At 41.7% G+C, this 19,854-nt stretch carries 17 protein-coding genes and 1 pseudogene; 4 read left to right on the forward strand and 14 right to left on the reverse strand.

Translation table 11 applies throughout. The features are described from left to right. Positions 1-146: 146 nt before the first annotated feature. The 14 genes and pseudogenes from rpsA to BVU_RS13075 form a co-directional block, all read right to left on the reverse strand. Positions 147-1,943 (reverse strand): 30S ribosomal protein S1, encoded by a 1,797-nt coding sequence (rpsA, locus tag BVU_RS13005; RefSeq protein ID WP_005847297.1) that lies wholly within the window; start codon positions 1,941-1,943, stop codon positions 147-149. 526 nt (positions 1,944-2,469) lie between these two features. Further along, positions 2,470-3,171, reverse strand: a complete 702-nt coding sequence (locus BVU_RS13015) for an SIMPL domain-containing protein (RefSeq protein ID WP_005847301.1) — start codon at positions 3,169-3,171, stop codon at positions 2,470-2,472. Positions 3,172-3,174: 3 nt separating this feature from the next. Further along, positions 3,175-4,011 carry an N-acetylmuramic acid 6-phosphate etherase gene (gene murQ / locus BVU_RS13020; protein ID WP_011965654.1) on the reverse strand — a complete coding sequence of 279 codons (837 nt, stop codon included), beginning with the start codon at positions 4,009-4,011 and terminating at the stop codon, positions 3,175-3,177. Continuing rightward, the gene (locus BVU_RS13025; RefSeq protein ID WP_011965655.1) at positions 4,008-4,847 is read right to left on the reverse strand and encodes an ATPase; all 840 of its coding nucleotides are present in this window, start codon (positions 4,845-4,847) and stop codon (positions 4,008-4,010) included. The genes murQ and BVU_RS13025 overlap by 4 nt, the downstream gene beginning before the upstream one ends. Positions 4,848-5,002: 155 nt before the next feature. Continuing rightward, positions 5,003-5,788 (reverse strand): LytR/AlgR family response regulator transcription factor, encoded by a 786-nt coding sequence (locus BVU_RS13030; protein ID WP_008669963.1) that lies wholly within the window; start codon positions 5,786-5,788, stop codon positions 5,003-5,005. Next, positions 5,781-6,824 (reverse strand): sensor histidine kinase, encoded by a 1,044-nt coding sequence (locus BVU_RS13035; protein ID WP_005847311.1) that lies wholly within the window; start codon positions 6,822-6,824, stop codon positions 5,781-5,783. Before BVU_RS13035 ends, BVU_RS13030 begins: the two co-directional genes overlap by 8 nt. 116 nt (positions 6,825-6,940) lie before the next feature. Beyond that, positions 6,941-7,579, reverse strand: a complete 639-nt coding sequence (locus BVU_RS13040; RefSeq protein WP_005847313.1) for an outer membrane beta-barrel protein — start codon at positions 7,577-7,579, stop codon at positions 6,941-6,943. 12 nt (positions 7,580-7,591) lie between these two features. Beyond that, a complete protein-coding gene (locus BVU_RS13045; RefSeq protein WP_005847315.1) occupies positions 7,592-8,224 on the reverse strand; it encodes a DUF4136 domain-containing protein in 633 nt (210 codons plus the stop codon). 25 nt (positions 8,225-8,249) lie between these two features. After that, positions 8,250-8,807, reverse strand: coding sequence for a DUF4251 domain-containing protein (locus BVU_RS13050; RefSeq protein ID WP_005847317.1), 558 nt, complete (start codon positions 8,805-8,807; stop codon positions 8,250-8,252). A gap of 233 nt (positions 8,808-9,040) precedes the next feature. Beyond that, on the reverse strand, positions 9,041-9,595 hold the full coding sequence (locus BVU_RS13055) for a DUF4251 domain-containing protein (protein WP_005847321.1): 555 nt from the start codon (positions 9,593-9,595) through the stop codon (positions 9,041-9,043). A 776-nt stretch (positions 9,596-10,371) separates the two neighbouring features. Continuing rightward, positions 10,372-10,538: pseudogene (locus BVU_RS23035) on the reverse strand (glycosyl transferase); the annotation flags it as partial. Between the two features lie 21 nt (positions 10,539-10,559). After that, the gene (locus BVU_RS13065) at positions 10,560-11,834 is read right to left on the reverse strand and encodes an MFS transporter (RefSeq protein ID WP_011965657.1); all 1,275 of its coding nucleotides are present in this window, start codon (positions 11,832-11,834) and stop codon (positions 10,560-10,562) included. Positions 11,835-11,891: 57 nt separating this feature from the next. Next, entirely contained in the window at positions 11,892-13,208 is a 1,317-nt protein-coding gene (locus BVU_RS13070; RefSeq protein ID WP_005847325.1) for a SpoIID/LytB domain-containing protein, read from the reverse strand. A gap of 56 nt (positions 13,209-13,264) precedes the next feature. Continuing rightward, positions 13,265-15,736, reverse strand: coding sequence for a DUF4922 domain-containing protein (locus BVU_RS13075; RefSeq protein WP_005847327.1), 2,472 nt, complete (start codon positions 15,734-15,736; stop codon positions 13,265-13,267). A gap of 86 nt (positions 15,737-15,822) precedes the next feature. On the opposite strand from BVU_RS13075, the gene rlmN reads away from it, so the two are divergent. The 4 genes from rlmN to BVU_RS13095 are packed head-to-tail and all read left to right on the forward strand — an operon-like array spanning position 15,823 to position 19,841. Continuing rightward, on the forward strand, positions 15,823-16,872 hold the full coding sequence (gene rlmN / locus BVU_RS13080; RefSeq protein WP_005847329.1) for a 23S rRNA (adenine(2503)-C(2))-methyltransferase RlmN: 1,050 nt from the start codon (positions 15,823-15,825) through the stop codon (positions 16,870-16,872). 25 nt (positions 16,873-16,897) lie between these two features. Further along, positions 16,898-17,962, forward strand: a complete 1,065-nt coding sequence (locus tag BVU_RS13085; protein WP_005847331.1) for a DUF4837 family protein — start codon at positions 16,898-16,900, stop codon at positions 17,960-17,962. A gap of 26 nt (positions 17,963-17,988) precedes the next feature. Then, positions 17,989-19,089 (forward strand): 4-hydroxythreonine-4-phosphate dehydrogenase PdxA, encoded by a 1,101-nt coding sequence (pdxA, locus tag BVU_RS13090; protein ID WP_005847333.1) that lies wholly within the window; start codon positions 17,989-17,991, stop codon positions 19,087-19,089. 41 nt (positions 19,090-19,130) lie between these two features. Further along, a complete protein-coding gene (locus tag BVU_RS13095) occupies positions 19,131-19,841 on the forward strand; it encodes a nucleotidyltransferase family protein (RefSeq protein ID WP_005847335.1) in 711 nt (236 codons plus the stop codon). Positions 19,842-19,854 lie beyond the last annotated feature (13 nt).

Consider the following 19,854-nt stretch of genomic DNA (forward strand, 5'->3'; position numbering starts at 1 on the left):
TACTAACTCGAAATTTTATTACTCTATAAAGATACGGTTTTATTACGGATATCCCATAGAATATTTTCCTTTTTAAGAAATAATGGCATAAAAAAAGGATGCATTTTAATAAATGCATCCTTTTGGCTTATCTTAAAGTAAACTGATTACTTCTTTTTGTTTTCCAACTGTTCTTTCAAAGCAGCCAAAGCATCGATATCGCCTAAAGTGGTAGAGGCTGCCTGATTTTGGATAGCAGGAGCTTCTTCTCTCTTAGTTGTTTTCTTTGCATTAGAAGCTGCTTTCTTTTCAGCTCTTTCTTCTGCCTTGGCAGCATCTTCGAAAATGCGGCTGTGAGACAGGATGATTCTCTTGGCATCCTTGTTGAATTCAATTACTTTGAATGACAGTTTTTCATCCAATTGGGCTTGAGAGCCATCTTCTTTTACCAAGTGTTTCGGAGTTGCAAAACCTTCTACACCATAAGGAAGAGCTACAACAGCACCCTTATCCAACATTTCGATGATAGTACCTTCGTGTACAGAACCTACAGTAAATACAGTTTCGAATACATCCCAAGGATTTTCTTCCAACTGTTTGTGACCAAGGCTCAAGCGACGGTTTTCTTTGTCGATTTCCAATACCTGAACTTCGATGTCTGCACCGATCTGAGTGAATTCAGAAGGATGTTTTACTTTCTTAGTCCAAGACAAGTCAGAGATGTGGATCAATCCGTCTACACCTTCTTCGATTTCTACGAATACACCGAAGTTAGTGAAGTTACGAACTTTTGCAGTGTGCTTGGAACCTACAGGATACTTTTCTTCGATAGTTTCCCATGGATCTTGTTTCAGCTGTTTGATACCCAAAGACATCTTACGTTCGTCACGGTCAAGTGTCAGGATAACAGCTTCTACTTCGTCACCTACCTTCATGAAGTCCTGAGCAGAACGCAAGTGCTGTGACCAAGACATTTCAGATACGTGGATCAAACCTTCTACGCCCGGAGCGATTTCGATGAATGCACCGTAGTCAGCCATAACGACTACTTTACCTTTCACCTTGTCACCTACCTGCAGGTTAGCATCCAAAGCATCCCATGGGTGCGGAGTCAGTTGTTTCAAACCAAGAGCGATACGTTTCTTTTCGTCATCGAAGTCAAGGATAACAACGTTCAACTTCTGGTCGAGTTCTACAACTTCTTTCGGATCGCTTACACGGCCCCAAGACAGGTCAGTGATGTGAATCAAACCGTCTACGCCACCAAGGTCGATGAATACACCGTATGATGTGATATTTTTAACAGTACCTTCCAGTACTTGTCCTTTTTCAAGTTTACCGATGATTTCTTTCTTCTGCTGTTCAAGTTCAGCTTCGATAAGAGCTTTGTGAGAAACAACAACGTTTTTGAATTCCTGGTTGATTTTAACCACTTTGAATTCCATTGTCTTACCTACAAATACATCGTAGTCGCGGATAGGTTTCACATCAATTTGAGAACCCGGCAAGAATGCTTCGATACCGAATACGTCCACAATCATACCACCCTTAGTGCGGCACTTGATGTAACCCTTAATAATTTCTTCATTTTCAAGAGCAGCGTTTACGCGGTCCCAAGAACGAGTAGCACGTGCTTTTTTGTGTGACAGAATTAACTGTCCTTTCTTGTCTTCCTGATTTTCAATGTATACTTCTACAGTATCACCTATTTTCAAATCTGGATTGTAACGGAATTCATTTAAAGGAATGATACCGTCTGATTTGTAGCCGATATTGACAACTACTTCGCGTTTGTTCATTGCAATAACAGTACCGTCTACAACCTCGCGGTCGTTTACTTTGTTCAGCGTACCGTCATAAGCTTTTTCAAGATCTTCGTGGCTCATGCTGGTTACAGCTTCGCCGTTTTCATAAGCATCCCAGTTGAAATCTTCAACAGGAGTGATGTTTTTTAAATTTTCCATTAATAAAATTGTTAAAATTCTCAGTTAATTACGTTAGACATTATATTGTTTATCTAATTTCGGGCGCAAAGATACAACAAAATACTGAAACACAAACAAGTTTACTGAAATTTCTTGCTGATTAAGATTTAAATGGGATATAATCGTTGTTTTTAATTTATGTTTGTACATTTGTAGAAATTTAACCTATTAAAATATGGTAGCGTTCATTTTAGTTTGTTTGGTTCTACTTTTAGGTCTTTTATGGGGATGGGAGACAAGAAAGAGGAAAAGTTGGGAACAGGAGTTCGTTAAGAAGAAAAATGGGGTGTGTTTGGTGAAAAAAAATTCGGATACCATATTGTATAATGTGGATGCATATATAATTTTGGTTGATCGGAATTTTTTGGTTGAAAAGACCAATTACTATAATTTGAATAATACTTCTGAAAGATAAGCGGAAAGTAATGTCCAGAGGCTTTAACGGTTATTTGTCCAAGCCTCTGAACAAAGAAGCTTTGTTTGATATGCTCCGCCAAATGGGAATTTAATCTTCCAAAGAGTAATCAATGGTGGTTACAACGCGGATGCGTTTGATGTAAGGAGTGTTGGCGTCACGATCCTCAATGCTGAATTGTCCCTGATAGGCTCTTTTTATCTTACCAAGTTCGCTGTCCGAGTCCTTGGCGAATTTAACGGCTGCCGCCCGTGCGTTTTTAGTTGCTTCCTCTATCATTTGAGGCTTGATGTCGTTTAAACCGGTGTAGTCATATTGCACATTGTAACGATAATCTCCACCCGTAATAGCGATACCTTGCTTTAAGAGTTCGCTTTGTTCGCTGATCATCTTTCTCACCAGATCTACTTTAGTTGAAGTAACCGTGATGACAGAGGTCACATTATAGCGGAAGGGAACTGAATTATTATTATAACGTTCGGCTTGCATGTCTATAATTTCCGGTGCATTGATACTGATTTCGTTTTCAGTGATTCCTTTCTGTTTCAAAAAACCGACAATTGCTTGGTTGGTTGCATTTATCTTGTTATATAAGGTCGGGAGGTCATTTCCCAGGTCTTTATACATCAAAGGCCAAGTTACTTTATTGGCCGGCACCTCCATTTCTGCCAGACCTTTCACATTCACTACTCTGTCTTTACCAGAGAAAGTATCCAATCCCTGTTTGATAAAATACCCCATCACCAACATGCCTATAGCAAGGATGACGGCTTCCAGTTTCCAACTTTTCATACTTCAGTTGTTTTTAGTGATACAATTATTTGTTTTGTAAGCGTCCAATGCCTTTTTAACAGAACCCTGTTCTTGCAGTAATTGTTTTGCTTCTGCTTTATTAATATGTAATTCGTCAATCAGCATTTGCACTCCTCGGTTTATTAGTTTTCGATTGCTGAGTTGCATGTTTACCATCCGGTTTCCTTTTACTCTGCCCAGTTTTATCATGACGGTGGTACTTATCATATTCAGTATCATTTTTTGCCCTGTGCCGCTCTTCATGCGCGAGCTGCCTGTGATAAATTCCGGACCTACTATCATTTCGATGGGTATATCTGCCACACTCGAGAGGGGAGAGCCCGGATTGCTGCTGATGCTTGCTGTTAATATTCCGTGTTCTCTTGCTTTTTGCAGTGCTCCTATTACATAAGGAGTTGTTCCCGATGCCGCTATGCCTATCAGAATGTCTTTATTTGTGATGTGATGGTCTTGCAGTTCCATCCAGCCTTTTTGACTATCATCTTCAGCATTTTCTACGGGACGTCTCAAAGCCTGTTCGCCACCGGCTATAATACCTATGACACAGGTATCAGGCATACCGAAAGTGGGTGGAATTTCAGAAGCGTCCAATACTCCTAGGCGTCCACTGGTTCCGGCTCCCAAATAGAATATGCGTCCTCCTTGATGCATACGTTCTACTATTTCATTTACTAGTTTTTCAATTTGTGGTATGCAGGCATGAACGGCTGAGGCTACTTTCCGGTCTTCTTCGTTGATACCTTCCAGTAACTCTCTGACGGATTTTTGTTCCAAATCCTCATGTATGGACGGTTGTTCGGTTATTTTTATAAAATTCATACTTCGAAATGATAATCCTTTAATCCTTCCAGTGGACTTTTTAAAACTTTTCCGATGGACACATTCAGTCTTAGAGCTGCTTCTTTTACTTCTTCTTGAAAGAAAAATGCAATAGAACCTGTGAAATGTACAAGAATATCATGATATTCGTATTGCATAACATTACGGGTGAAGAAATCAGTGAAGCAGGAAATTAATAGATTCCGTATCTCTGGTCTGTGCTTGTGGGCGAAAAGAAAAGGAGTCAGACCCGCCAGAAAGCGGTTGGCTAAAGGCTGTCGGTATACTTTATCTAAAATCAGTGCCGGGGTCAAATCGTATTCTTTAAGGAAATCTTGGCAAAGGTCATCGGGAAGTTGGTGTTTCAGTAAATCACCTACCAGACGTTTCCCTAATACGGCTCCGCTACCTTCATCTCCTAAAATATACCCTAACGGAGAAATATTAGCTGTTATTTTTTCCCCGTCATAAAAGCAAGAGTTGGATCCGGTTCCTAAAATACATGCAATTCCTGCCGTTTTACCACATAGGGCGTGGGCGGCACCTAACAAGTCACTTTCGACAAGGATATTCGCTTTGGGGAAGTTCTGCGCCAAAGCTGTTTTCACTATATTCGTCTTTTCGGGAATACATCCTGCACCATAGAAATAAATAGTTGTAAATTCAGTGGTGTCTCCCAACTGGGGAATTAGTGTGGAGGCAATCACTTCTTTTATTTCATCAACTGATTGGTGGAAGGGGTTGATACCTCCTGTTCGAACTGTCCTGCTGTTTGTCTTGGTGTTACCCAGACACCAGTCTGTTTTGGTGGAACCACTGTCTGCTATTACTATCATATCGGATAATAAGATGATTGTTAGTCTTACAAAAATAGTATAAATTTATCCGATATCCATTGTTTTCCGTATTTATTTGTCGGGCTCTTATATTATTTTAGTAACTCTGTTCCTATTACTTATAAGTTAGTGCTTTTTCATATAAACAGACTTTTTTAATAATTGAGCCACAGCTTCATTGCAGCTATCTTTTCTCTGCTTACAGTAATTTTATCTTTAAATGGCGGTTTTACCTGTACTATTATTTTTCCTAAAAAATAGTTTTCTATTTTCTGTATGGCATGTACACTGACCAATGTTTGCCGGTTGGTGCGGAAAAAAATATCGGGGTTTAGTTGTTCGGACAGTTTGTCGAGCGATAAATCTATGATATGCTCTTTTCCTTCTTTTGTGACGGCAAAGGTAATTTTGTTTTCAGAATAGAAATAAGCTATATCTTCTACTTGCAAGGTATACAGCTTTTCGTCTCCTGATATCAGGAAGCGGGTACGGTATTTTTTTTCCGGATTACTTATATTTTTCAGTAGGTTCAGTAATTCATTGGATGGGTTCGATAGGGTGGTATTGCCATATCTGGCAGTTAATCTTTCAAACTTTTCGATGGCTTCGGCCAATCTTTCCCTGTTTATTGGTTTCAGCAGATAGTCTATGCTGTTTACAGTAAAAGCACGTATGGCATATTCGTCGTAAGCGGTGGTAAAAATAATCATACTTTCGGGTTGGGCCTGTTCTATGAAAGCGAAAGAAATGCCGTCGGTCAGTTGGATATCCAGAAAGATTATATCCGGGTGTGGATGCTCCTGAAACCATTTTACAGATCCCTCTATGCTGCCGGGCAATACAACTATATCCCAGTCTGGCCTTAATCCTGACAACATTTTATGTAGCAGGCGTCCTGCAGGAATTTCATCTTCTATAATAGCGGCTTTTATCTTATTCATTCAGTAAAGGTATTTTTACGGTGAAATATTCAGAATCGTCAATAATTGTGATATGCAAGTTGCAAATCAGCAGATAGCGGGCAGATAAGTTCTTCAGTCCCATTCCTGATTTTGCAACATCCTTTTTTAATTTGATCTTGTTTCTTACGGAAAGAGTTTGATCTTTGTCAGAATAATCCAAATGGATGACCATTGGATTTTCCATATTGATGATGTTATGTTTTATCACGTTTTCGATAAGTAACTGTAGGGTTAATGAAGGGATTTTCTTGTTCAATAACGTGGGGGTCATTTTGTTTTCCAGTTGAATGCATTTTCCCAGACGCACTTGATGCAGATAGATATATGAATCCAGAAATTCCAGTTCATCACGTAAAGTGACAAGTCCTTGTTCCTGACTTTTTAGGATATAACGGTAAACATCTGATAGCTTTTGTGTAAAAACTACTGCGTTTTCCGGATTATATTCTATTTCGGATATTAAAGTATTCAAACTATTGAACAGGAAATGTGGATTTAATTGATTTTGTAAAGCCGTGTATTGCGCTTTGATGGAACTTTCTTCCAGCTTGGTTGTTTTTTCATGCAGAATAACCAGCTGCCTGTAAAAAGCGCTCGTGATACTTAAACTCACAATCACAATTTCTACCAACCATATAATCATGATCAAGCGCAGACCCGGACTGCTCAGTACAAATGGGAAAGGCAGTTCCAGCAATACTTTACAGATGGTCAGAGTAGCGTAATTCATGAAGAAAAGAATAGCTGCAATCAAAATGCAGTTGATAATCAGCTTGTTTCTCTTCTTGATAAAGAATAGAGAGCTTTTTTTCAGCCACCGGTTGATGACTATCAGACTGAAGCCTACCAGATTGAATATGAACACCACAGAAATAAATCCCAAAGAGGAGATTAATATTTTCTGATGTTGAGGCGTAAGGTCGGTATATAGTACCAGCGAAAGGTATGAGAAACATGCCAGCCCTGAAAACAGGAAAAAGTTGAAGAATTGATTGTATTTATTTTGCATAGCCATTCCGCTGTTGAAAATGATTTGGGTTATTTTACAAAAATATGAAAAAAAGAGGAAATTCAGAAAAGAATAGAATACTTTCCAAATCTCCTCTTTTATGAGCAAACGCTTAGTATGGATTAAAAACAAACTCCTACACGTACACCCATGCTATTCCTTCCATCTTCAGAATAAGTCAGGATATCGGTTTTATTGGTTGCGTAGCTATAATATACGGCTACATGAAATCCCAGACGTTGATAAGGCACCGGATGAATATCCATTCCCAGTTCGGGTGAAACATAGAATCCCCACGGGCGTTCATACCATTGTACCAGATTGTTGTAAATGGAGTTTTGGGAATACATGGCACCCGATTTGACTCCGAAGTAAGGTTTTACATACCTGTTATCCGGTAACTTGTAGGATACAGATATTCCGAAGGGTAGTTGGAACGCTGATTGTTGCTGGTCTGTTGTCAATGAAGCCGTTGGGGTGAGGGGGATGGTCCGGCGGTCCACATATCGGTGATTGGTATGAAAATTAAGGAAAGCTCCTATAGCCCAATAGGGCGTCAGATCATATTTTCCTTCAAAGTTCATTCCCCACCCGCTGAATTTATCGGCAAAGTTGCTGTTCAACGGCACATTCATCTGCCAGTCTACGTTAAAATGTACATTTTCCCAGGTCTGTGCTTTACTTGTGAAACAAAAGAGAACTAGTAACATTCCGATGAGGATACGTTGGGGAACTCTGTGTTTTAATATTTTCGTTTTCATGATTTTCCGGTTTTATTGTTTGTTTGACAGATAAGGAGATTGTGCAAATGCCTGATTGACGGCATTTAATGTCAACTGCATATTGAAATGGGAGTTTCCGTATAGCAGTCCTGACGCATAGGCATGCCAGATGACAGGCAGTTTGTTCTGGTTGGACTTATCGGCAGGTTGTCTTAAATCAACCATCTCCATAATCAGGGTTCCTGTGTCATAGCTGTAAGTTACCGGATAAGGATAATACCATCCTCCTCCCCAGTAGGGCCCCCAGAATCCGGCATCCCACCAGCCGCCATACCATCCTCCTGTGGTCATTTGTATTCTTTGTTGGGCGTATGACAACTGAATGCCTACATTGGCTTTTTCTTTATCTTCCGTCCGTACATAGCCTTTCTGTTCCATTTCATGGGCCACTGCACTGATAATGTTTTGGGCATTTTCATCTTTCCAATAATTGGCTTTCAGGCTGTTGTCCGGAACCAGAATGCTATCTGGCAGGTAATAGGTGGAAAACTCATTGAAATGTACACTGTTGTCATAATCAGTGTAAACGCTGTAGTCACTATCCAGTTTATTCATATCCGGATCTTTCTCGCACGAGGTAACTATCATGGCAAGCATGAATAGTGGAAATAGTAGCTTCTTCATATTCCTATAATTTTAGTTAAGTAGTTTATAGTGAGCGTCCTTTAAACACATTGGCTTTCTTTAGTGGCAATATTTGACCGGATAAAGTCATGTGGCTGGAATTAAAGTTCGGAAGAATATCTACAGTCGCATTGTTGCTTCCATAAGGTATGTCAATGTTTACTTGGGCTGAGATTCCGATTCCCATCACGTTCATACTGACATGAATATTACCTTTTTTGTCGGTTTTTACTTTATAGTTCGAAGCATTACCGTCTACGGTAATACCTCCTAGTCCGTTCGGACCGCTGAAAGGTACATTGAATGCTACTTGCACCACGGCCTTGTCACCGTCCAGTCCTACAAAGTTGGTGTTGGATGAAACGAAAGCGGAGGTTCCGTATTTAAAGTAAACTCTGTCCGCTTCCAGTACAAAGGTTTGGTTGTCTATTGCCTCTTTGGCTTCCTGAAATAACATTTTGTCCAAAGCTTCCTGAGCCGCTTTTTTTTCCTGACGTGTCATTTCCTTTTCTGTTGTTTGTGCCTGTGAGTATTCTACGCAGGTAAACAAGGTTACTAATGTTAATATTACAACTTTTCTCATAATACCTACTTTTTTATTTTATGTTGTTTTCCTATTGAAATCCGGTATAAATATAATAAGCTTTGTCATAAACAGGTAGTAATTTATTACTGAAACGGAAAAACCGGTTGCTGAAGTGTGTTTTGGAGGAGCTGAAATTAAAGGTGTGAAGAGGAATGAATGAGAAAAGAACAGCCCTGGAAATCTGCTTTAACAAAATTTCCGGGGCTTATTTTCTATGAACTATAAAGTGATTAGAAAGACCTTCCTTTAAATATATTTGACTTGTCAAGCGGTAGTATTTCACCGGATAAAGTCAGACGGTTGGAATTGAAGTTGGGGCGTATATCTACGGTGGCATTGTTGCTTCCATAAGGTAATGTTATACTTACCTGAGCAGATATACCTACACCCATTACGCTCATTGTCAGATATATGCTTCCTTTCTTGTCGGTTTTGATCTTGTAACCGGAAACATTGCCGTCTACAGTGACACCTCCTAATCCGTTAGGACCGCTGGCAGGAATGTTGAATGCTACCTGCACAGATGATTTATCACCGTCTACCATTACAAAATTGGTATTAGAAGAAACAAAGGCATTTCTTCCTCTTTTAAATATAACCCGGTCAGCTTCCAGTGTGAACGCTTTATTTTCTATAGCTTGTCTGGCTTCTTCGAACAAGGCTTGTTCCATAGCTTTTTGCGCCTCTTTCTTTTCCTGACGAGTCATTTTTTTTGTTGTTTGTGCTTGTGAGTAGCCTACGCAGCAAAACAAGGTGACGAATACTAATAAAATAATCTTTTTCATATATGTATCTTTTATGTTATTGTTTGGATATGAAACAAATATAATAATTATTTTGTTGAAAGGACTTTATCTTATTTTTTAATTAAAAGCTTCTATGACTTTATATTTTGTACAATGTGTCAAAGAGGGGAGGACAGTATGGCGAATCCTGGCGCAAAATCCAATGGAACTTGGTGCAAGATTGGGTAAACCTTGTAACAAGATATTGCGGAACTTGATACACGTACATAAGTACGTGTTGGCTTATGCTTGCGTATATGTAGCCCGATGCCAACGTATGTTGCAAGCTTTACGTTACTGATGTTGTTGAATATGTCTTTATGTTTTTAGAAAACATCAGCACCTTTTTAAAAAAAGATAACCGCCTTTTAAAAAAAGACAAGGGCGTTTTAAAAAAAGGTCAGCATGTTTCAGCGTATATGCCTATCATGTTCAGCGTACATTACTCCATCACTAAGCCGATATTCTTCCTTCTCCATTTATCCTTTCATCTTATTAAAAACACACAGTCAATCAAGCGGTTAAAACTGGAACCGCTTCCCCTCACTCCCGTTTCAACGGTAAGCGTCTCCGCGATTCTATCTTGTCGCTCTTTTTTCATTCTTATATTTTTGCCATGTATAAAAATGAATCATTATGGATTTAGCAGAAAAGGAGGATGAAAGGACAATGACGGGATGCCCCTTCATCACCGGAACACCCACCGGCAGGGTGTTTTGACGGTAAATGAAAGGAGAAGGGAAAAACGAATTAAAACAAATGCTGAAGTGCGGAGCCTATAATTTCAGAATTTCTAACGGACCCTTCCCAACTGTGCCGCTATGTTTGAGAATGAACTCTAAAAAGAACCATATGTTTTTTGTGTGCGGGCCAGCGTGTACATATCTGCGACACCCTCCCTGATTCCTTCCAGAGAGCCACAATCCGCCTGTCTTTCCGAGGACAGGCTGAAATAAAGGTCGGATCAACCTTTCTTCTTGCCGAACTCCGGATCAATTTTTAGCAGAGCCGTTACTCCGAAGGTGATAACGCAGCATATCATAATCCATATAAAGAAATGGGTGTATCCCATCTGTTCCTGAAGCCAGCCGGCAGCCATTCCCGGAATCATCATGCCTAATGCCATAAATGCGGTACAAATGGCATAATGTGCTGTTTTATGTTCTCCGTCTGCAAAATAAATAAGGTAGAGCATATAGGCTGTGAAACCGAATCCGTAACCGAATTGCTCTATAAAGATGCAAATATTGATGAGATATAAAGAATCAGGCTGGATATAGCTGAGATAAACATAGACTAAATCGGGTAAGGAAATGGCCCATACCATCGGCCAGAGCCATTGTTTCAAACCGTTACGGGCTACGGCTATTCCTCCTAAAATACCTCCTAGGGTAAGTCCGATGATGCCGACAGTACCTTGTACGAAACCTATTTCTTCGGTTGTCAGCCCCAAACCACCTTTTTCAACGGGGTCTATAAGGAAAGGAATGCACATTTTTGCCAGTTGAGCTTCGGGCAAACGGTAGAGTAACATGAAAAGAATGGCAATGCCTGCCTGCTTTTTTTGAAAGAAACTGGCAAAAGTACCAAAGAACTTTTTGAGCAGATTGGAAGCGGAAACTTCTTTGGAAGTATGATCTGAATCCGGACAGGGAAGAACAAACTTATGATAAATCCATATTCCAAGGAAAAGTCCGGCCAATACAAAAAAGGTGAGGGACCAAGCGTATGGTATATTATCTGTCATTATTTCCAGTCTTCCTGCAAGCATGATAAGTAATCCTTGTCCCGCAATGGTTGCAATACGGTAGAAGGTACTGCGGATTCCTACAAACAGGGCTTGCCGATGCGAGTCCAGTGCCAGCATGTAAAAGCCGTCGGCAGCAATGTCGTGTGTGGCGGAGCTGAATGCCAGTAACCAGAAAACGGCCAAAGTGAGTTGGAAAAAATGCTCTGTGGGGATGGTGAAGGCTATGCCCGCCAGTCCTGCGCCGATTAAAAGTTGCATGGTGATAATCCACCAGCGTTTCGTCTTGATAAGATCAATGAAAGGGCTCCATAGAGGCTTGATAACCCAAGGCAGGTTGAGCCAGCCGGTATAAAAAGCTAACTCGGTATTGCTGATGCCTAATCTTTTATACATTATGACCGAAATGGTCATTACTGCCACATAGGGCAGCCCTTGTGCAAAGTATAGAGTGGGTATCCATGCCCATGGCGAGGTATGCTTGTTTTTCATGGTTCCTTTCATTTTAAAGAGTCCGAATGGAATCCCCGCCCATGTGGGCGGGGCCTGTTAATAAAAACGGCGGATATCCGCACCTTTATAGTAATGCAATAGAATTTCATCGTAGGTATATCCCCGTTCTCCCATTACGGCAGCCCCGATTTGGCAGAGCCCTACTCCATGTCCCCAGCCGGCGCCGGTCAGCAGAAACCATTCGGGAACGCCGTTTTTCAGTTCTCCCTTATCTATTACAAAGGCTGAGCTGAACAGGTGGGAAGAAGATAGAGTGCGGCGTATTTCCAGTTCCTTTCCGATAGTCAATGTTTTTAGCGAACCTACAATTTTCAGTTTGCAGATACGTCCGGATTTGCCGCGTTGGATAGGAATCAGGTCGATGATGTCCCCATAATCCGATTTTGTATTTTGACGGATCAGTTCGGATAATTCTGCCTGGGAATAACGTACTTTCCAACGATAGAAATCTGTAGTTTCCTGATCGTAGTTGTTCAGAATTTGTGAAATGACTTTTTTATCGTGGGTATCACAGAACGAAACAGGAGAAGTACGTATCCAACGCTCTGCCTCTTCTTCTTTGGTCAGATCGGGTAACGGGCGGTTTTCTTCTTCTTCCGCATCACGGATTGTAGACAAGTAGGGATAATTCTTGTCTTCCCAGCAGTATCCGAATTCCTCGCTTGCACCTCCGCAGCATTTGGAGAAACGGGCATCGCAAATGCCGCGTTCATACATCAGCAATTGTCCGCGGGTGGCTCTTACTGCTTCGGTCACGGCGGCACTGGATGCTTTGGTTATTCCTTGGTAGCGTTGGCAATGGTCATCGGCGCAAACATCGAATATGGTATGATCTTCGCGGTCGTACCAGCGGATGTATTCGGTATCGGTTTTGATAAAGGAGAAAAAGCCTTCGTTTTTGTCACTCAAGGCCTTGCGTTTCTCTATTTGGGCAAACAGCCAGCTGCGTGATACCACGGCATGGGCTTTCAGAAACTCCAAAGAGGAAGTGGCGTTCATCTCCGAGGAGATGACGCTTATCAGATAGTCTTCGGCGGGAAGAATATTGATAGCGGTGATTTTGCCTTCGTCCACCACTAGTTTCAGTGTTCCCATAAAACTTTGGGTTTCTTGCCGTTCCCAGTGGAAATTAATTCCGATGGTTACGTCATATAATGAAAACGAGGCATGTTCGTCTTGTGGAGTGAAGGTCAGTTCGCGGTAAAGATTACCATTCCACAGAATACCTCCTTCGCTGAAGGCTACTTGTTGTTCACCACAGACCGTTTCTCCTTTAGCGAAAAAATTGCCGTTCAGTGAAAAATGAATTTCTTGTGCGTTTACTATTCCTACGCTTATTTCGGGTTCTTTCATTGTTATTCGTCTTGTTTTTGGGCTTGCTGTAATTCCTTCATCTCTTCGTGTTCTCTCTATCTTTTTGCTTTCTCGTCAAAATAACGTCCGGGTATCTTCTCGGCTTCTTCTACCGTTATTCCCACTTCTTTTATGATGGATGCCACTTTTTCTTCTGTTATTTTGTCGAAATCTTCCTGACGGGTGGTGACGATTACGCCAGCCATGTCCAAAGCTCCCGGACTGATGAGCATCTGTTCGCTGCCTTCTGCAAAGTAGCAGTCGGGACGGTGCTTGCTGCGGGGAAAAACCACCGTATAGTATAGATGGCCTTCCTTCCATAACAGCAGGTTGAACTTCGCTTCTTGTCCGTCTTCATCCGGTGGGAAAGCGGCGAGGGCACTGTATAACAGGGAGTCGTCATAATGCGTGTTGCTTGAGAGGATTACCAAAGGACAGGGATAGTCCTTGGTGTTGAGGTAAATTCGGCTACATTCTAGTGGATAATCTTCCTCTTCTTCTAGATAGGGAAAATACATGCTACGTATATCGATTGTCTGTGCGTGGGTTATCAGCTGTTGTACGTTCGGGATGATGGGAACATCAGTTTTTCTGACTCCTTGCAGATGGAGATGGTCCGGTGCAGAGGCTCCGCAATGTGCTCCATTATAGAATAGGGCGTAGTCCGGATATTTCTGTACGAATGCACGGACGTCATCGTAACTGAAAATATTCTCATCCATGAGTTGGGGGATGTGATCTTTATGGGCGATAGTGAGGTGATCCGGCAATATGGGATAAGGGTTAACGCATATTCTGTTTGCGGTGATGGTTTCCAGTGCTTTCTGCTCCTTAGGCTGGTTTTCCTTGCACAGGAAACAGGGGCGTGCTTGGATGCTGTCCTTATCCACTTTGGCGGTAGTCGAAACCGCACGCTGTGCATTGCACTGTACCACAAACGTGTAGCCGTTTATGGACAGTTCCTTGGTCTGTATAGTCTGTAATGCCTCGTGGTTGTGGTGTGCCAGTGGCCAGCACGCCAGTTGGCTGTCTATAAATCGCTTGATTTCATTCCGGTTCTTCAGCTCTTCTGTATATTTTTTGCGGATTCCCAGTTCACGGGTGCGCAGGCTGTCTTTGTAGTGATTGTTGGCATTGGTCTGCTCTATGCTCAGGGCGGCATCCGAGTTCCCTTCCCAGCGGCGGCACAGATAGAGTACATCATAGATTCTTCCTATCTTATATTGGCGCGAGAAAATGAGTCCCAGGGCATAATCTTCTCCGTAGCTGACATTGGGCACGCCTGTTTCGCGCAGGATAGGTGTGAAGAATGCGCGCGGAGCCCCCAGACCGTTGATGCGCAATGCGTTATTGTGTCCGTTCTCTTTCGTCCACTCGCTATGGTCTATCACTCCCGGAGCGATGGTGTTCAGCCGGAAGTCCGTCATGCGGTAAGTTCCTATTACCATGGCGCATTGCTCTTTGTAGAACGTGTCTACGATGGTTTGCAGGGTATGGGTGTCGCTGTACAGGTCATCGCTGTCAAGCTGTATGGCGAAGCGTCCGCACCGGGGGTGGTTGATTGCGAGGTCCCAGCATCCCCCTATGCCCAGATCGGTACGTTGGGGCTGAAGGTGGATTACCGCTTTGTTGTCCTTGTATTGACCGATGATTTCTGTGGTTCCGTCTGTCGAGTGATTGTCCACGATGATGATGTTGAATGGAAAGCGTGTTTCTTGTGCGAGTGCCGACCGGATGGCATCGTCAATGGTACGGGCGCGATTGCGCACGGGGATGATGACGGAGGCTTCATACTCGAAATTTCCTTTCTTTACATCCGTTTCCACACATATGGGTTCAAGGAGGGCATTGATAGATTTCAAGTATCGTGTGAATGCTTCTTCCATTTCTATCTGTACCTCTCTGTTACGGGGATTTACGTAGTCGAACTGCTTTTCGCCGGACAGGCGGTTGTCGCTTTCTGTTTCCGTATAAAGATATTCGTTGATATGTACCAGATGAGAATGGAGGGTAAGGAGCAGGCGCAGTTCATAAAGGGCGGCATACTCTCTTTCCTCTGTCATTTGGAGGCTGGCGAGGATGAATTCCGTTCTGTTGAATATCAGTAGCGGACCGAAATCGAAATCATCACGCACACTGCCGGGTTGGTAGTCGTTGACGGGATGTTTCTTCTTTTCTCCGTTTTTCCATTCATGATGGTCGGCATAGACCATGCCGCATTCTCTGTCCTGCAGGAAGTCCGTCATGCGTTCCAGTGCCTTGTAAGCCAGTTCCAAAGCAGAAGTCTTGGTGTAGAGCAATATATAAGGTGTGTCTGCTTTTTCAGCAATCATCTTCATTGTCTTAGAACTGGTTAGTGAATCAACAGGTAATATTTCGCATCCTTCGGGGGTGGATAATGTCTTGTTGGGTTCGATGTTCAGCAGATAGATTTTGTTGACTATGCTACTTTCTTTTAGAGCATGGATTGTCTGTTCTGCCGCTGTGCTTTCCCTATAAGGAATAAAGCAATTAATTGTTTTTCTCATTGTTAAAAAGTATTTCTCACGGCAAAGATAGGTAATATATCTTATTTTTTCTCTACCTTTGTACGCTAATTGTCTTTTAAATATAAATGGAAACTCCGAAAACAGCATTACTTGGCAGGACATTGGATGAGATTCAACAGATTGTGAGGAATCTGGGAATGCCTAAATTTGCCGCAAAGCAGATTACGTCTTGGTTGTATGATAAAAAGGTGGAAACGATAGACGAAATGACCAATTTGTCATTAAAGCATCGCGAAGCATTGAAAGAAGGGTATGAGGTGGGAGCATCTGCTCCGGTGGAAGAAATGCGTTCGGTAGACGGTACGGTGAAATATCTTTTCCGTACACCGGCTCATAATTTTATTGAAGCGGTTTATATACCCGATGAGGACCGGGCTACTCTTTGCGTTTCCTCGCAAGTGGGATGCAAGATGAATTGTAAGTTCTGTATGACCGGGAAGCAAGGTTTTACAGCTAATCTGAGTGCCCATCAAATATTAAACCAGATCTATTCTATTCCTGAAAGGGAAAAGCTGACTAATCTTGTTTTCATGGGTATGGGAGAGCCTTTCGACAATCTGGATGAGGTGTTGAAAGTGCTTGAGATTCTGACTTCAGAATATGGTTACGGTTGGAGCCCGAAACGCATCACTGTTTCTTCTGTGGGTTTAAAGAAAGGACTGGAGCGCTTTCTGAATGAAAGTGATTGTCATCTGGCTATCAGTATGCATACTCCGATTCCTTCGCAACGAAGGGATTTAATGCCTGCCGAGAAAGCTTTTTCCATTACGGAAATTATTGATATATTGCATAATTATGATTTTAGCAAACAGCGGCGTCTGTCTTTTGAGTATATCGTATTCAAAGGGGTGAACGATTCACTTATTTACGCTAAAGAGATTGTGAAACTTTTGCGCGGCATTGAATGTCGTGTCAATTTGATCCGGTTTCATGCCATTCCTAATGTGGATTTGGAAGGGGTAGATATGGAAACAATGGTTGCCTTCCGTGATTACTTGACGCAGCATGGCGTATTTGCTACGATCCGTGCTTCAAGAGGAGAAGATATTTTTGCTGCTTGTGGAATGTTGTCTACGGCTAAACAACAGAAGGAGAAAGGTGTTACATTACAGTAAATAACAACAATAATACCATATAATTATGAAACGAATAGCATTTTATTTAAGTTTGGTGCTGGTGGTTCTGGTACTGGCTTCTTGTAAGAAGGGACAAAAGAACTTGTTTACCCCCACGTCCAGCGGTAGGCCTTACGAAGTATTGGTCGTAGTAAATAAACCTGTATGGGATCGTCCTGCAGGACGTGCATTGTTTGATGTATTGGATACCAATGTGCCCGGACTGCCCCAGGCGGAACGTTCGTTTCGTATATCAAATGTGGACCCTCAGCATTTTGACCGTGTGCTGAAAATATTCCGTAATATCATCATTGTGGATATTCAAGATATTTATACTCAGCCCAAACTCAAGTTTTCCCGTGATGTTTATGCGTCTCCGCAGATGATTATGACAATTCAGGCTCCTAATGAAGACGAATTTGAGGAATTTGTAGCAAAGAACAGTAAAGTGATTATAGATTTCTTTGTGAAAGCTGAGATGAATCGTCAGATAACTTTGTTGAAACAAAAACATAGCGATGTGATTTCCACTAAGGTAGGAAGTATTTTTGATTGTGATATCTGGGTGCCGGTAGAACTGGCTAACTATAAAGAAGGCAAAGATTTTTTGTGGGCTTCTACTAATCGTGCTACAGCGGATATGAATTTTGTAATGTACTCTTATCCTTATACGGACAAGGATACCTTTACTAAAGATTATTTCATTCATAAACGTGATTCTGTAATGAAAGCAAATATTCCGGGTGAACGCGAAGGAATGTATATGGCAACAGACTCTATGTTTGTAGATGTGGAAGATATTGTTGTAAAAGGAGAGTATGCGCAAGAAGCCCGCGGATTATGGGAAATGGAAGGTGACATGATGGGAGGTCCGTTTGTGTCTCATGCACGGGTGGATCGTGCTAACGGCCGTGTCGTTGTGGTTGAGGCCTTTATCTATTCACCGGATAAATTGAAACGTAATCTGATGCGTCAGATGGAAGCTTCACTTTATACATTGAGATTGCCCAATGAAAGCTTGATTGACGAAATTGTAATTAGTGGTAATATTCCGGAAGAAAAAATAGATACAACAAGCCGGGTAAAGTAAGAAGAGACATATAATATATAATATAGATGGAAGATAACTACAAGATACGAGTTGGTATTACTCATGGGGATATCAACGGAGTAGGATATGAAGTAATTCTCAAAACTTTTTCGGATCCTACCATGCTGGAACTTTGTACACCCATTATTTATGGATCGCCTAAAGTGGCTGCTTATCATCGTAAAGCAATGGATATTCAAACAAATTTCAGTATTGTCAATTCTGCAGATGATGCTCAGCCGGATAAACTGAGCATCGTGAATTGTACGGAAGACGAATTGAAGGTGGAGCTCTCCAAACCGACACCGGAGGCTGGTAAAGCAGCTTTGGATGCGTTGGAGAGAGCTTTGCAGGATTATCGGGAGGGAATGATTGATGTTTTGGTAACTGCTCCTATCAATAAGCATACCATTCAGTCGGAAAGTTTTCATTTCCCCGGTCATACGGAATATATTGAAGAGCGTGTGGGGGAAGGACAGAAGGCGTTAATGATTTTGCTGAAGAATGATTTCCGGGTAGCTTTGGTGACTGGTCATGTTCCTGTACGCGAGATAGCACAAGATATTACCAAGGAACTTATTATGGAAAAATTGACTGTTTTCCATCGTTCTTTAAAAGAGGATTTTGGCATCGACAGTCCGCGTATAGCTGTGTTTTCATTAAATCCTCATGCGGGTGATGAGGGATTGATTGGTACGGAAGAGAGTGATATTATAATTCCGGCAATGAAGGAAATGGTTGCCAAAGGCATTCAGTGTTTCGGACCTTATCCGGCCGATGGCTTTATGGGATCTGGCAACTATACTCATTTTGATGGAATTCTAGCTATGTATCATGATCAGGGATTGGCTCCTTTCAAAGCTTTGGCAATGGATGAAGGAGTGAATTACACTGCGGGACTTCCCATTGTACGTACTTCTCCGGCACATGGTACTGCGTATGATATTGCCGGGCAAGGGGTTGCCTTGGAAGATTCTTTTCGCCAGGCTATTTATGTGGCTATGGATGTTTTCCGTAACCGTGTTGTCGAGAAAGAGATTCATGCACATCCGCTGCGTAAACAATATTATGAAAAACGGGATGATAGCGATAAATTGAAATTGGACACCATTGATGATGAAGATTAATGGACGATCGGTTTAAAATATAATTTCAAGAAAAAGTAGAAATGAAATTTGCAATTATATCAGCGGGTGAAGGTTCCCGGCTTTCGCAAGAAGGGGTTGCTTTGCCCAAACCTTTGGTGCAACTGAACGGAGTTGCCATGATTGATCGCTTGATACAGATTTTTGTACGTAACGGAGCTGATAAGGTGGTTGTCATTATTAATAATGAAAGTCCATTGACAAAAGAGCATTTGGCAAAACTACAGGCAGAAGCAGAGATCCCATTGGAAGTAGTTGTGAAAACTACCCCCAGTTCCATGCACAGTTTTTATGAACTGAGCCCTTATTTGCAGGATGATAAATTCTGCTTGACTACTGTGGATACTATATTCCGTGAAGAAGAGTTTTCGACTTTTATTGAAACGTTCAAACAATCGGAAACAGATGGGTATATGGCGGTAACGGATTTTATAGATGATGAAAAACCGCTTTATATATCTACGGACAGTGCTTTGGATATAACAGGTTTCCATGATGAGGCGACTCCCGAATGCCGTTATATATCTGGAGGCATTTATTGTCTGACCCCGGCAGCCGTTAAGACGTTGCATGGGTGTATGGAGAAAGGTATGTCACGTATGCGTAACTTTCAACGACAGTTGGTAGCCGACGGCTTGAAATTAAAGGCTTATCCTTTTACAAAAATTTTGGATGTAGATCATGCTGGTGATATCGTGAAAGCTGAAAATTTTCTAGCCGGTAAAGAGGAGTAACTTAAACACAACA

Origin of the sequence: Phocaeicola vulgatus ATCC 8482 (genome assembly GCF_000012825.1) — a bacterium.
In the GTDB taxonomy this organism is placed as follows: Bacteria; Bacteroidota; Bacteroidia; order Bacteroidales; family Bacteroidaceae; genus Phocaeicola; species Phocaeicola vulgatus.

Bases quoted from the DNA above. Each gene is read 5' to 3' on its own strand.
- rpsA (WP_005847297.1), bottom strand. From the start codon at position 1,943: ATGGAAAATTTAAAAAACATCACTCCTGTTGAAGATTTCAACTGGGAT.
- BVU_RS13015 (WP_005847301.1), bottom strand. From the start codon at position 3,171: ATGAAAAGTTGGAAACTGGAAGCCGTCATCCTTGCTATAGGCATGTTG.
- murQ (WP_011965654.1), bottom strand. From the start codon at position 4,011: ATGAATTTTATAAAAATAACCGAACAACCGTCCATACATGAGGATTTG.
- BVU_RS13025 (WP_011965655.1), bottom strand. From the start codon at position 4,847: ATGATAGTAATAGCAGACAGTGGTTCCACCAAAACAGACTGGTGTCTG.
- BVU_RS13030 (WP_008669963.1), bottom strand. From the start codon at position 5,788: ATGAATAAGATAAAAGCCGCTATTATAGAAGATGAAATTCCTGCAGGA.
- BVU_RS13035 (WP_005847311.1), bottom strand. From the start codon at position 6,824: ATGGCTATGCAAAATAAATACAATCAATTCTTCAACTTTTTCCTGTTT.
- BVU_RS13040 (WP_005847313.1), bottom strand. From the start codon at position 7,579: ATGAAAACGAAAATATTAAAACACAGAGTTCCCCAACGTATCCTCATC.
- BVU_RS13045 (WP_005847315.1), bottom strand. From the start codon at position 8,224: ATGAAGAAGCTACTATTTCCACTATTCATGCTTGCCATGATAGTTACC.
- BVU_RS13050 (WP_005847317.1), bottom strand. From the start codon at position 8,807: ATGAGAAAAGTTGTAATATTAACATTAGTAACCTTGTTTACCTGCGTA.
- BVU_RS13055 (WP_005847321.1), bottom strand. From the start codon at position 9,595: ATGAAAAAGATTATTTTATTAGTATTCGTCACCTTGTTTTGCTGCGTA.
- BVU_RS13065 (WP_011965657.1), bottom strand. From the start codon at position 11,834: ATGAAAAACAAGCATACCTCGCCATGGGCATGGATACCCACTCTATAC.
- BVU_RS13070 (WP_005847325.1), bottom strand. From the start codon at position 13,208: ATGAAAGAACCCGAAATAAGCGTAGGAATAGTAAACGCACAAGAAATT.
- BVU_RS13075 (WP_005847327.1), bottom strand. From the start codon at position 15,736: ATGAGAAAAACAATTAATTGCTTTATTCCTTATAGGGAAAGCACAGCG.
- rlmN (WP_005847329.1), top strand. From the start codon at position 15,823: ATGGAAACTCCGAAAACAGCATTACTTGGCAGGACATTGGATGAGATT.
- BVU_RS13085 (WP_005847331.1), top strand. From the start codon at position 16,898: ATGAAACGAATAGCATTTTATTTAAGTTTGGTGCTGGTGGTTCTGGTA.
- pdxA (WP_005847333.1), top strand. From the start codon at position 17,989: ATGGAAGATAACTACAAGATACGAGTTGGTATTACTCATGGGGATATC.
- BVU_RS13095 (WP_005847335.1), top strand. From the start codon at position 19,131: ATGAAATTTGCAATTATATCAGCGGGTGAAGGTTCCCGGCTTTCGCAA.